Source organism: Enterobacter cloacae complex sp. OE43NF, assembly GCF_023544405.1.
GTDB classification, from domain to species: Bacteria; Pseudomonadota; Gammaproteobacteria; order Enterobacterales; family Enterobacteriaceae; genus Enterobacter; species Enterobacter cloacae.
Map to the genome: position 1 here is coordinate 1 of NZ_JAMJFW010000040.1, position 12,468 is coordinate 12,468.

The 12,468-nt window shown below is 56.7% G+C and carries 10 protein-coding genes and 1 pseudogene; 2 read left to right on the forward strand and 9 right to left on the reverse strand.

Annotated features, from left to right (window positions below; all coding sequences use genetic code 11):
• Both M8370_RS17250 and ldtB read left to right on the forward strand, forming a co-directional pair.
• Window positions 1-414 (forward strand): annotated as a pseudogene (locus tag M8370_RS17250) (hypothetical protein); the annotation flags it as partial.
• A gap of 307 nt (window positions 415-721) precedes the next feature.
• Entirely contained in the window at window positions 722-1,642 is a 921-nt protein-coding gene (gene ldtB / locus M8370_RS17255; protein WP_020689864.1) for a L,D-transpeptidase, read from the forward strand.
• 43 nt (window positions 1,643-1,685) lie between these two features.
• On the opposite strand, the gene M8370_RS17260 is transcribed toward ldtB, so the two are convergent.
• From M8370_RS17260 to mntR, 9 genes are all read right to left on the reverse strand, one after another.
• On the reverse strand, window positions 1,686-2,402 hold the full coding sequence (locus M8370_RS17260; protein WP_038984962.1) for a GntR family transcriptional regulator: 717 nt from the start codon (window positions 2,400-2,402) through the stop codon (window positions 1,686-1,688).
• A gap of 15 nt (window positions 2,403-2,417) precedes the next feature.
• Window positions 2,418-3,740 (reverse strand): PTS sugar transporter subunit IIC, encoded by a 1,323-nt coding sequence (locus M8370_RS17265; protein WP_038984964.1) that lies wholly within the window; start codon window positions 3,738-3,740, stop codon window positions 2,418-2,420.
• Between the two features lie 51 nt (window positions 3,741-3,791).
• On the reverse strand, window positions 3,792-5,168 hold the full coding sequence (locus tag M8370_RS17270; RefSeq protein ID WP_250021484.1) for a glycoside hydrolase family 1 protein: 1,377 nt from the start codon (window positions 5,166-5,168) through the stop codon (window positions 3,792-3,794).
• 147 nt (window positions 5,169-5,315) lie between these two features.
• The gene (locus M8370_RS17275; RefSeq protein ID WP_250021485.1) at window positions 5,316-6,356 is read right to left on the reverse strand and encodes an aldo/keto reductase; all 1,041 of its coding nucleotides are present in this window, start codon (window positions 6,354-6,356) and stop codon (window positions 5,316-5,318) included.
• 106 nt (window positions 6,357-6,462) lie between these two features.
• Window positions 6,463-7,986 carry an efflux transporter outer membrane subunit gene (locus M8370_RS17280; protein ID WP_250021486.1) on the reverse strand — a complete coding sequence of 508 codons (1,524 nt, stop codon included), beginning with the start codon at window positions 7,984-7,986 and terminating at the stop codon, window positions 6,463-6,465.
• Window positions 7,986-9,557 (reverse strand): DHA2 family efflux MFS transporter permease subunit, encoded by a 1,572-nt coding sequence (locus tag M8370_RS17285; RefSeq protein ID WP_029882858.1) that lies wholly within the window; start codon window positions 9,555-9,557, stop codon window positions 7,986-7,988. Before M8370_RS17285 ends, M8370_RS17280 begins: the two co-directional genes overlap by 1 nt.
• Window positions 9,554-10,648, reverse strand: coding sequence for an HlyD family secretion protein (locus tag M8370_RS17290; RefSeq protein ID WP_029882857.1), 1,095 nt, complete (start codon window positions 10,646-10,648; stop codon window positions 9,554-9,556). The genes M8370_RS17285 and M8370_RS17290 overlap by 4 nt, the downstream gene beginning before the upstream one ends.
• A 101-nt stretch (window positions 10,649-10,749) precedes the next feature.
• Window positions 10,750-11,859, reverse strand: coding sequence for an anion transporter (locus M8370_RS17295; RefSeq protein ID WP_250021487.1), 1,110 nt, complete (start codon window positions 11,857-11,859; stop codon window positions 10,750-10,752).
• A complete protein-coding gene (gene mntR, locus M8370_RS17300; RefSeq protein WP_013097457.1) occupies window positions 11,856-12,329 on the reverse strand; it encodes a manganese-binding transcriptional regulator MntR in 474 nt (157 codons plus the stop codon). Before mntR ends, M8370_RS17295 begins: the two co-directional genes overlap by 4 nt.
• Between the last annotated feature and the right edge of the window lie 139 nt (window positions 12,330-12,468).

Consider the following 12,468-nt stretch of genomic DNA (forward strand, 5'->3'; position numbering starts at 1 on the left):
TCTATTGCAACCGGTATGTTAAACGCTTATGAGTCTGCGACTACTGCAATGGCTAAGTATCCAGGACCTCTTGGTTACGCTCTGGCTGCTTCGTCTTATGCTCAAGTTATCGGACAAGTCATGCAGATGAAATCTGTTGGATTAACAGGTATGGCTCACGATGGTCTGAGTGAAGTTCCTCGCGAAGGAACATGGCTGCTTGATGGTGGTGAGCGTGTTGTGGATCAGAGAACCAACGGTGATCTAAAAGATTTCTTGGATAATAACAAGGATACGGGAGGTCAACAGACAATTGACGCTAGTATTCATATCAATGGCAACGTTACCGATCAGAAATGGTTCGCTGAACAATTGAAGAAACAGCAAAAAACAATTTCGTCTATTGTTCAAGACCAGAACAGACGCAAACTGTGATACATCAAAGGGAGCTTTCGCTCCCTTTTTATGGTCTTGATTTTGTCGCTATGAAACTGCATAGTGACGTTGCTGGTAACTAACACGGGGAGATTCCTGCGAAAAGTGTGATAAACACGGCATTATGCCACAATTCCGAATTGAGATCCTGTGTTGCGACGCTCCGCTAAACTTTAACAAAATCGAAAAAAATGTGATTTCGTACACATCTGAATTCCCTGTTAGCGGGAATGCACATATAATGCGCTCCCATCACAGATTCAGACTTATCAACTCACGCCTGAATGGCTTAGATACCTCGCACAACATGAACATGAAATTAACAACGCTTTTTGCGGCGGCGTTAGCCGTAGTAGGTTTTTGCAAAACCGCTTCTGCGGTGACTTATCCGCTGCCGACAGACGGTAGCCGTCTGGTGGGTCAAAACCAGGTGGTGACGGTGCCTGAGGGTAACACTCAGCCGCTGGAGTATTTCGCAGCACAGTACCAGCTGGGCCTGTCTAACATGCTGGAAGCGAACCCGGGCGTTGACCCATACCTGCCAAAAGCAGGTACCGTTCTCAATATCCCTCAGCAGCTGATCCTGCCGGATACCGTTCATGAAGGCATCGTGATTAACAGCGCGGAGATGCGTCTGTATTACTATCCGAAAGGCACCAACACGGTAATCGTGCTGCCAATCGGTATCGGTCAGCTGGGTAAAGATACCCCGCTGAACTGGACCACCAAAGTTGAACGTAAGAAAGCAGGCCCAACCTGGACCCCAACGGCGAAAATGCACGCGGAATACATCGCGGCAGGTGAACCGCTGCCCGCCGTGGTTCCGGCAGGCCCGGATAACCCAATGGGTCTGTACGCCCTGTACATCGGCCGCCTGTACGCCATCCACGGTACCAACGCTAACTTCGGTATCGGCCTGCGCGTAAGCCACGGCTGCGTGCGTCTGCGTAACGACGACATCAAATTCCTGTTCGAAAACGTGCCGGTAGGTACCCGCGTCCAGTTCATCAACGAACCGGTTAAAGCGACCTCTGAGCCGGATGGCAGCCGTTACATTGAAGTGCACAACCCGCTGTCCACCAGCGAAGACCAGATCAACAATAACGAAATCGTGCCGATTACGCTGACCAGCGCGGTGCAGTCCGTGACCTCTCAGCCGGACGTGGAAACGACTATCGTTGACCAGGCTGTGCAGAACCGTTCCGGTATGCCGGTGCGTTTGAACTAATCGCGATACAGCGAAAAAAGCGGGCTTCGATGCCCGCTTTTTTTTATCCGTTATTCACAATCACAATCCCGCCGTGGTCGTAACGATAATGACAGTGCGCATACTCCAGCGGCGTGCCATCTTCCAGATAAATCACCTGCTCCACCTCCAGCACCGGGTCGCTCTCCTCGCAGACCAGATGCTGCATATCCAGCGCATTCGGCTTTAGCGCCCGCACCACGCGATACGATCCCATGATTTTCAGCCCCAGCGTCTCCTGCACATAGCGAAACACTGAGCTTTCAAGATGGCTTTTGTTCAGGCCGGGCACCAGGTTGAGCGGCATTACGGTCGCGTCCAGCGACATGGGCTCACCATTAAGCAAACGCAGACGAATGAAGTCATAGACCGGCGTATCGGCATTGATCATCAGCGAGGCCTGCTCTTTTTCGTTCGGGAAGCGCAGTTCAAAATGCACCACCTGGCTCGTTACCGTGCCCAGATGCTCCCAGGTTTTGGTCGCGCCAAAGTAGTCGCTGCCGGAGAGATCCCACTGCGACAACTGAAGGAAGTTTTTGCGGATGAACGTCCCCTGCCCCTGACGGGTATATACCAGCCCTTCAACGATCAGCTGACGCATGGCCTGCTGAATGGTCATCCGGCTGGTATTGAACTCCGCCGCCAGCGCAAACTGGTCCGGCAGCGGTTCATTGGCGGCATACTGCTGGCTGATGATGCGTTTTTTGATTTCACGCGATATGGTGATGTATTTCGCCGCCATCGTCCTTCCTTCTGTTTAATGTTCTATCCCGCTGTTTTTCAACGCCACTCGCTCGGCAATTTTGAGGAAAGGCAGGTAGAAGAATACACCAAATACGATGATTGCCAACTGCACCACCACCGCCCGCCAGTCCCCCGCGGTTGCCAGCCAGGCGCTCAGAATTGGCGGCGTGGTCCACGGGATCATCACCACGCAGCGCGACATTAATCCCAGCGTGGTGCAGAGCCAGGCGAAGTAAATGCCAATGGCGGGCAACAGGACAAACGGGATCATTAAAGGCAGGTTAAACACAATCGGCAGGCCGAAAATCACCGGCTCGTTGATGTTGAACAGACCCGGCGCCAGCGACAGACGTGCCACCTGTTTCGCCGATTGTTGCCGCGAGAAGATAAAAATGGCGATCAGCAGTGAAATGGTGCTACCGGTACCGCCCACCATGCCAAAGGTCGGCACGAAGATGTTGTTGATGATATGCGGGATCGGCTGGCCGTTGGCAAAGGCCAGCATGTTCTCATTGGTATTAATCAACAGGAACGGCTCCAGCACCACGCTGTTGACTACCGACTGATGAATACCCAGCGTGAAGAGGAAGTTACCAAAGCTGTAGATAAAAATCGTCCCCGGCAGGCTGGTATTGATGAGCCGCAGCGGCTGCTGGATAAAGGTGGTGATCAGGTGAATCAGATCCGTATGCAATACGTTCGCCAGCAGCGCGGCCAGAACGGCAAACAGTGAGAGCGTCAGGATGGTCGGGATCAGGGCGGTAAACGATTTACTGACCGCCGGCGGCACGTTTTCCCCCAGTGATATTTGCAGCGCCTTAAGCCGCGAGATGGCGATAAACAGCTCCGTCGAGAGCAAGCCAATCAGCACCCCGGCGAAAATCCCGGTCGAACCAATGTTGGCGAAGGTCAGCACCTGGGTGACATTCACCGTGGTGTCGCTGCCGACGGGCATGAGCTGCAGACGCATCGGCATCATGATAATAAAGCTGCTGACAGCGATAACCACTGCCGAGACCGGATTGTCGAAATCCTTGTTGCGCGCCAGCGACCAGGCAATCATCGGCGCCAGCAGCAGCGCGGCGATATTCAGCGTGCCATTGATGATCGCCTCGCCCCATACCTTGAAGTGCGTGAGCGTATCGCCGTCAAAAATCCAAGGAAACACCACATTGTTCACCAGCACCGCCAGTCCGGCGAGGATGAAAATCGGCATCACCGTGGCGAAGGCATCGCGCAGGGAGCGAAGATGCACCTGGTTTGCCAGGCGCGCCGAGAACTCAACAAATTTATCGACAAAGGACTGCATATGCGGTGTGATTTTTGTTTCAGACATAGCGGATAGTTCCCATCAATCAGTCACAAAAACGGCCCGGCAGCGTACGGCTTACATCTCGCGTCCGTTGGTATGGATAACCTGTTTTAACCACGCGTAGCTCTTCTTCGGCACGCGTTTCAGGTCTTTAAGGTCGTGGTTTTCACGGTTGACGTAGACCACGCCGTAGCGCTTACGCATGTCACCCTGGGAGCTCAGAATGTCGATCAGACCCCAGCCGAGATACCCCATCACCTCAGCGCCATCCTCGAACATGGCGGCTTTCATCGCCTCGATATGCGCCCGGTGATAGTCGATGCGGTAGGTATCCTCAATCGGGTTCACGCCATCCCAGGATTCAATCACGCCAATGCCGTTTTCAATCGGGAACACCGGCATGCGCCAGTCGTTGGCGTAGCGGGTGATGATGGTGCGAAAACCGAGCGGATCGATCTGCCAGTTCCATTCGGTGGCTTTCAGGTACGGGTTATTTTTATCGCCGTACAGCAGGTAATTGTTCACCGGGGTTCCCTGCGGAATGGCATCGCTGTCCAGCGTTTTACTGGCGTAGTAGCTGAAAGCCATAAAGTCGTTTTGGGTTCTTGCGAACAGCCCCAGATCCTCGGCACGGTAGATATCGCCAAACCCTTCCTGCTCCACCACCGCCATCACCGCCGGGCTATAGCCCTGACCAGCAAAGACGCGCAGCAGGTTCTGGTTGAGGAATTCGTCGTACTGCTGGGCGCAGAAGATATCGCGCGGTTTGCAGGTGGCCGGGTAAACCAGCTGGTGTGCCAGCATACCGCCCATCAGCTGACCCGGTTTTGTCTGGTGCAGGTATTCGGTCAGCGTCATGTGCGCCACCATGGTGTGATGCTGCAACTCGTACAGCTCGCGCAGGGTTTTCTCACCTTTCATGTAGCCGGAAATCCGAAACGCTTCCGGCATATGGAAGATGTTCTGTTCGTTGAAGGTCAGCCAGTACTTCACGCGGTCACCGAAGCAGTCGATCATCTTTTTGCCATAGCGGATAAAGGCATCCATGACGCGACGATCGTTAAAGCCGTTGTACTCCTGCGCCAGCGCCAGCGGCATATCGAAGTGATAGAGGCAGATCATCGGCTCGATACCGCGGGCGATGAGATCGTTAATAAAGCGGTCGTAAAAGGCGATGCCCTCATCGTTGAACTCGCCGTCGCCCTGCGGACAGACCCGGCTCCAGGAGATTTGAAAGCGGTAGCAGTTCATGCCCAGATCCTGCATCAGGTCGAAATCGTCCCGGTAGCGGTGGTAGGAATCGGTCGCCACTTTCCAGTCGGAGATGTTTTCCCCCGCTTCGCGAATGTCGTACACCGACATCCCCTTCCCGCCCTCATTCCATGCCCCTTCCGTCTGCATGCTGGATACCGAGTTGCCCCATAAAAAGTTGGCTGGCAGTGATTGATTCATGGTCTCTCCCTATATGACTAGTCATTTAAATTTCATGACTAGTCATATAGGCGAAGATGTAAAAGCGATCAAAGAGGAGGATCGAATTTTGTGAGCAGAGCGGGAAAAAAAGCCCCGGTGAGCGGTGCGCCACCGGGGAAAGGAGGGTTATTGCTGTGCGAGCTGATTACGACGATATTCCCCCTGCCGCTCCAGCATCCAGCCCGGATATTCGCGCGGCAGTGCGCTGACGGCATCAAGCTGTTTCAGCTCGTCTTCACTTAAACGGATCCCCGTTGCGGCGATGTTGTCATCCAGTTGATCGACGCGTTTGGCACCAATAATGACGCTGGTCACCACCTTCTGATGCAGCAGCCACGCCAGGGCGATTTGCGCGACGGAGACGCCTTTGCTTTCGGCAATAGTACGCATCACATCCACACAGTCGAAGGCGCGCTCTTTTTCCACCGGCGGGAAGTCAAACTCCAGACGACGGCCACCGGCTTCACTCTGCCCGTCGCGGCCATATTTCCCGCTCAGCAGGCCACCCGCCAGCGGGCTCCAGACCATCAGCCCGACGCCTTCGCTCTGCATCATTGGCACCAGTTCGCGCTCCAGATCACGTCCGGCGATGGTGTAATAGGCCTGCAGCGACGCGAAACGGGCCAGACCCAGTCGCTCGGAAATGCCCAGCGCTTTGGCGATCTGCCACGCGGCCCAGTTAGAGACACCGATGTAGCGCACGTGGCCGTGCTGCACCAGGTTATCCAGGGCATAAAGCATCTCTTCCATCGGCGTTGCGGGGTCGAAACCGTGAAGCTGGTAGAGATCGATATGGTCGAGCTGCATACGGCGCAGGCTCTCTTTCACGCTGCTGATAACGTGATAGCGTGAGCTGCCGCGTGAGTTCACCCCCGCCGTGCCCGTTTCGCCAAACACTTTGGTGGCAACCACCACGTTTTCGCGCGGAATTTTCAGGTTCTTGAGTGCCTGGCCGGTGATCTCCTCCGAGCGGCCTTCGGAATAGACGTTCGCGGTGTCGATGAAGTTGATCCCGGCATCCAGCGCACGGCCCACCAGCTGCTCGGCTTCACTTTGCTGCAGCTGGCCAATCTTGCCCCACATGCCACCTTCACCGCCGAAGGTCATGGTGCCAAGGCACAGTTCAGAAACAAACAGACCGGTATTGCCCAGTTTTTGATAACGCATAGGATAGTCCTCACATGTCGTTTGATGGGTGCCTGATAGTTATACCCGCCCCCTGGCCAACGCGAATGTGGCGTTCCTGTCCGTTTCTTGCCCAATCCTCTGAATATTATCCGCGCGGGGCATCGCCAAAGACGGCGTAATCCGGTAACTGCACCTGCTGATAGGGCTCCCAGCCACCGCCAAGCGCCTTATAGAGCGCCACCAGATCGAGCGCGCTTTGCACCTGCGCCTGGGCACGCTGCTGCTCGGCCTGTGCCAGCTGACGTTCGGCGTCGAGCACGTCGATAAAGCTGGCAATCCCCTGTCGGTAGCTATCGCTGGCCAGGTCGAAGGCGTTTTGCAGCGCATCGATGGTCTTCGCCAGACCCGCTTCACGCTGCTGATCGGTGCGGTAACTCACCAGCGCATTCTCAACATCCCCCAGCGCAGTCAGTACCGTCTGGCGATAATCCAGCACCGCCGCCCCCTGTTGCGCACGCGCCACTTTCACGCTGGAGACCAGTCTTCCGCCCTGGAAGATGGGAATGGAGACCTGCGGACCAAAACTGTAGAAGTGGCTGCTCCAGTCGGTGAGCCAGTTGGATTCGCTGTTACGCAGGCCAAACTGCCCGGAAAGAGTAAAGCTCGGGAACAGCTCGGCCACCGACACGCCAATTTGCGCTGTGGCGGCATGGAGATTCGCTTCCGCTTCTCGCACGTCCGGACGACGTCGCGCCAGCGTGGATGGAATACCCGTTTGCACGATATCCGGCAGCGCAGGCATCGGCTGGGCGGACTGCAGTTCCGCATCCAACGCCCCCGGCGGCTTGCCGAGCAGGATCGCCAGGCCGTTCATCGCCTGCCGCTCCTGCGCCTGATATTGCGGCAGTTGTGCTTCAAGGTTGCCCAGTTGCGCCCGCGCATTTTCTACGTCCATCTGCGGAGACAGCCCGCCCCGCTGGCGACTTTCGGTCAGATCCAGCGTTTGCTGCGCACTTTTAATCTGGGTGTTCAGCGTGGCAATAATGCTCTGCGCCCCGCGCAGCTGGAGCCAGGCGCGCGCCACTTCGGCTTCAAGGGAGACTAGCGCGTCGTTACGCTGCTCAATAGCGGCTTTCTGCTGCGCTTCAGCAGCTTCAACCTGACGGCGAACTTTACCCCAGAGGTCAATCTCCCACTGGGCATCGAAGCTGCCCTGGTAGAGGTTGATCGGCTGCGTCAGCGGCCCTAACGCGCCCCTGAGTTCCGGATCGACGTTATCAAGCTGGTCGTAGACCCCATGAGACTTCAACTCACCTTCCAGGCCGAGCTGCTGGCGCGTCGCCTGCAGATTGCCGTTGACCGACGGATAAAACGCCCCGCCCGCCTGGTTAATCTGTTCGCGCGCACCAGCGATGCGCAGCACCGTTTGCTGCAGGGACAAATTCCCGGCGATGGCGCGTTCAATCAGACTGTCGAGTTGCGGCGAGCCGAACGTTTTCCACCAGCGCGGGTTAGTCGCAGCGGAGGTGGTTTTTGATTTCACCGTGCTGTCGCCTTTATCGTTCCAGTGCGTGACGGCAGGCGGTGCAGGCGGCTGGTAATCCGGCCCCACGGCGCAACCTGCCAGCAGCATCATTATCATCAGGGGGTGTAAACGTCTGTGTATCATCAATGTGCTCCTGCACTCCCCTCGCTCTTAACCGGCGAGAGCAACAAACAAAACGGAATCAGGACCAGCGCCACCACGCTCAGAATGGTGAATACGTCGATATAGGCCAGGAAGCGCGACTGCTCAATCATGGTCTGGTACATGCGCCCGGTGGCAATGCCGGTCGGGTCGCCGACCTGAGTGGTAAAGTTCTGGATCGCCTGCGCGCTTTCGCGGATCGCCTGCTGGAACTGCTCGTTAAACGGCGAGGCGTGGTACGCAAGGTGCGCGCTGTGGGCCTGCGAGCGCTCGGTGATGGCCGCCGTGGAAAGCGATATGCCAATCGAGCCCGCAACGTTACGGAACATGGTGAACAGCGCTGCGGCATCCGCGTTCAGCCGCCTTGGGATAGAAATAAACGCAATGGTGGTCAGCGGGACAAACAGGAACCCCAGCCCAATCGACTGGGCGCTGCGGAACAGCACCAGCGTTTCGAAGTCGATATCCGGGGTGAGCGTGCGCGACCAGAAGAACGACACAGCCAGACAGGTAAAGCCAAAGGCGATGATCCAGCGCGTCTGCACCACCGGCATCAGCTTCAGGACCAGCGGGATGGTCAATACAATCAACACTGCGCCGGGCGACAGCACCAGCCCGGACCAGGTGGCGGTATAGCCCAGATCCTGCTGCGCCAGCTGCGGGATCACCACCGAGCTGCCGTAAAGGATCATCGCCATCCCCGCCATCAGCAGGCTGGAGATGGTAAAGTTGCGGTCCTTCATGCAGTGCAGATCAACAACCGGTTTTTTGGCATACATCAGCCAGTAAATGGCGCCAATGATGCCGACCAACGTTAACACCGCAAAGGTGCGAATAAAGTTCGAGTAGAACCAGTCATCATCCTCGCCCCGGTCGAGCATCACCTGCAGACAGCCGAGGCCAAGCGCGATCAGGCCGATCCCCGTCCAGTCGATAGTCAGCTTCTCTTTGGCTTTACTCTCCCAGGGTGGATCTTCCAGCAGCTGGTAGATCGCCAGCACCGTCACTATCCCCACCGGGATGTTGATAAAGAACACCCAGCGCCAGGAGTAGTTGTCAGTGATCCAGCCCCCGAGCGTCGGGCCGAGTACCGGCGCAACGATAATGGCGATGGAGGAGAGACCAAACGCTTTACCCCTGTCTTCCGGTTTAAAGTAGTCAAGCAGCACCGACTGCTGCGTGGGCTGCAGGCCGCCGCCAAAAAAGCCCTGCATCACACGGAACAAGATGATTTGCCACAGCTCGGTCGCGATCCCGCACAGGAACGAGCAGACGGTGAACATCACGATGCAAATCAGGAAGAACTGCTTGCGGCCAAACACCCGGCTGAGAAACGCCGAGATGGGCAGGACGATGCCGTTAGCCACCAGGTAGCTGGTTAATACCCAGGTGGACTCGTCATAGCTGGACGAGAGCGAGCCCGCCACGTGCGGCAGCGCCACGTTGACGATGGTGGTGTCGAGGATCTCCATAAACACCGCCAGCGTGACGACAATCGCCACCGCCCACGGATTGCTGGCGGGCTTCCAGTTGTCGTGGCTGTGATCCGTCATTCCACGGTGACCTTCGGTTCCACCGACAGCCCCAGCGGCAGCGGTTTGTTCGGATCCAGCCCTTTATCAATCACAATTTTCACCGGCACGCGCTGGACAATTTTAACAAAGTTGCCGGTGGCGTTTTCCGACGGGAACGCCGAGAAACGCGAGCCGCTGCCCTGCTGGATACTGTCGACATGGCCTTCAAGCGCCATATCTGGCCAGGCATCGACGGAAACCTCCACCTTATCGCCTGGCTTCATGCGCTCAAGCTGAGACTCTTTAAAGTTGGCCACCACCCAGACGTTGGGTGAGACCAGCGAGAACAGCGCCGTGCCCGCCTGTACCAGCGTACCCGGCTGCACGTTGCGCTTAGTGACAAACCCGTCGAACGGGGCGCGAACTTCGGTGTAAGAGAGGTTGAGGTTAGCGGTTTCCAGCTGCGCTTTAGCCTGATCGACCTGGCGCTCACGCGCTTCGACGTTGGTCTCCTGCTGGCGGATTTGCAGCTGTACCTGCTCCGCCACTTCCAGCTGGGCCTGCGCGCTTGCCAGAGCGGCCTGTGCACTACGCAGCTGGGCGTTGGCGGAATCAATGCTTTGTTGGGTGGTGGCACGCGGATCGACCCCGCGCTGGCGGCGATACTCCGCCTGCGCGTTGGCGAGGTCTGCCTGCGCTTTCAGCACCTGCGCTTTGGCTTCGTCGCGCTGGGCGGGGTATTGCACTTTTGAGAGCGCCAGCTGTGCCTGGGCCTGATGCAGCTGCGCAATAGCCAGGCCAAGCTGGGCCTGAGCCTGATCGCGCTGGGCGGTGGTATCACGCGGATCGATAACCACCAGCAGATCGCCCTTTTTCACGCGCTGGTTATCACGCACATGTAGCGCCGTGACATAACCCGCCGTTTTAGGGGCAATCGTCACCACATCGCCGTCGGTAAAGGCGTCGTCAGTTGTCTCTTCGTTACGGGTTAAAAACCACCAGACCAGCGCCACGATGACCATTACCACCACGACAATGCCGAGGATAATTAACGGTTTTTTGCCCGGACGCTTACGCTCATTATTGTTTTTGTCCTGCTCGTCAGCAGGCGGGTTTTGTTCTTCAGCCATAGTTCAGCAACGGTCCTGTCAGTGAGCGGCATCACACTATGCCGTTCACTAAAGCTAGGACGTTGCTATACGTTTGCCAGGAAAAACTGACAAATTGCGCACTATATGAGAAGGAATAATCCGAAACCGATCGCCGCAGCCCAGAGCAGCATGGGGATCGACCAGAGATGGAAACGCCACCAGATGCGGCGATCGTTCGCCATCCGCAGGGCAATCAGGTTGGCCAGCGAGCCGGGCAGCAGACCAAACCCGCCGATGTTAACCGCCCAGGCCAGAAGCGTGTCCGGCGGAACGTAGTTGAGCAGTAAAATGGTAGAAGGCACGTTGCTGATGACCTGCGAGAGGCCAATCGCCGTCAGCCACAGCCCCGGTTGCGACAGACCGCTGACGCTGTGCAGCACGTGTTGCAGCACCGGGAGCTGGATAAGCAGATGCACGTCGATGAACATCACCATAAAGACCAGCAACAGCGTCCAGTCCACGCTCACCAGCACGCGTCGCGCCAGCACGACAAAACCAGCCGCCACGAGCAGCACGCCCGCCAGTTCATACCGCAGCTCCAGCGCAAACAGAAAGACGATATACAGCCCCAGGCAACTCCAGACCAGAAGAGGCTGCCACTGCGGGCCGGTTGTGCCGCTGTGGTATTGCAGTTTTTTATCCGGGAAGGCAAACCAGCAGACCGCCAGCAGCGACGCCATCATCACCAGCGCCAGCGGCGCCATCTGCCAGGTAAAGGCGGCGAACGATAACCCTGAACGTCCCCAGAGCAGAATGTTTTGCGGGTTGCCGATAGGGGTTAACAGCGAGCCCGCATTGACGGCCAGCGCTTCAAAGATGATCAGCCGGCTCACCGGGATCTCGCACAGCTTACGCAGGGTGAGCGTCAGCGGCACGATGATAAACAGCGCCACATCGTTGGTGAGAAAGGTCGACAGCACCGCGGCGGAGAACACCATAAACAACGACAGCCTGCGTTCGGTGGCAAACCGGCGCACCATTTTTCGCCCCAACACGTCAAAGTAGCCGCTCAGCTCCACCCCTTTGGTGAGCATCATTAACCCGCTCAGGGTAATGATAGTGCGCCAGTCAATCGCCGCAGGCCAGGCTTGGGGCGCAAACGGCACAAAAAGGCTTAAACCTGCACCAATAATCAATAAGAGATGAAAGAAGCGATCGCGCGTGAGGGCCTGCAGTCCAGGGATTTTCATTCAGCGGAGGAACCATATTTAAGCGTAAACTCACGAAACTTCACCAGCGTCTCTTCGCTGACGTGGTGTTCCATTCCTTCCGCATCCCGACGGGCAATTTCCGGGCTTACGCCCAGCACCAGCAAGAAGTTCTCCACCAGCTGGTGGCGCTCGCGGCTCTCCTGCGCCAGCTTCTCCCCTTCCGGCGTCAGAAAGACGCCGCGCCACGGGATCATTTCGATTAAGCCGACGGAGGCCAGACGTTTTAACATCTTCGCAACGGTTGGCTGCGAAACCCCCAGCCTGGCCGCCATATCAACCTGACGTGCTTCCCCGACCTCGCGAATCAGATCGGAAATCAGCTCAACATAATCATCAATCAGTTCACGTCGGTGGGCTTCACGCACCTGACGAAAACCTTCGACGTGCTCTTCCACATTCACCAGTTGCGTCGTTTTTCTGATTGTTGGCTTACCTGCGCGACGGTTCATTGTACTTCCTCAGTGGGGTGACGCTTCCAGCGCCCGGTATCGAGAGCGCACATTGTAAACCATACCTCTACAAGCACAAAAAATTAACGAAATAGCCATAGCTATACAATATAGCCTGTGCTATATCTGTATGTATTGC

What these genes read in the sequence shown, in the direction of transcription:
- M8370_RS17295 (WP_250021487.1), bottom strand. Translation starts at nt 11,859, where the DNA reads ATGAAAATCCCTGGACTGCAGGCCCTCACGCGCGATCGCTTCTTTCAT.
- M8370_RS17260 (WP_038984962.1), bottom strand. Translation starts at nt 2,402, where the DNA reads ATGGCGGCGAAATACATCACCATATCGCGTGAAATCAAAAAACGCATC.
- M8370_RS17270 (WP_250021484.1), bottom strand. Translation starts at nt 5,168, where the DNA reads ATGAATCAATCACTGCCAGCCAACTTTTTATGGGGCAACTCGGTATCC.
- ldtB (WP_020689864.1), top strand. Translation starts at nt 722, where the DNA reads ATGAACATGAAATTAACAACGCTTTTTGCGGCGGCGTTAGCCGTAGTA.
- M8370_RS17275 (WP_250021485.1), bottom strand. Translation starts at nt 6,356, where the DNA reads ATGCGTTATCAAAAACTGGGCAATACCGGTCTGTTTGTTTCTGAACTG.
- M8370_RS17285 (WP_029882858.1), bottom strand. Translation starts at nt 9,557, where the DNA reads ATGACGGATCACAGCCACGACAACTGGAAGCCCGCCAGCAATCCGTGG.
- M8370_RS17280 (WP_250021486.1), bottom strand. Translation starts at nt 7,986, where the DNA reads ATGATACACAGACGTTTACACCCCCTGATGATAATGATGCTGCTGGCA.
- mntR (WP_013097457.1), bottom strand. Translation starts at nt 12,329, where the DNA reads ATGAACCGTCGCGCAGGTAAGCCAACAATCAGAAAAACGACGCAACTG.
- M8370_RS17290 (WP_029882857.1), bottom strand. Translation starts at nt 10,648, where the DNA reads ATGGCTGAAGAACAAAACCCGCCTGCTGACGAGCAGGACAAAAACAAT.
- M8370_RS17265 (WP_038984964.1), bottom strand. Translation starts at nt 3,740, where the DNA reads ATGTCTGAAACAAAAATCACACCGCATATGCAGTCCTTTGTCGATAAA.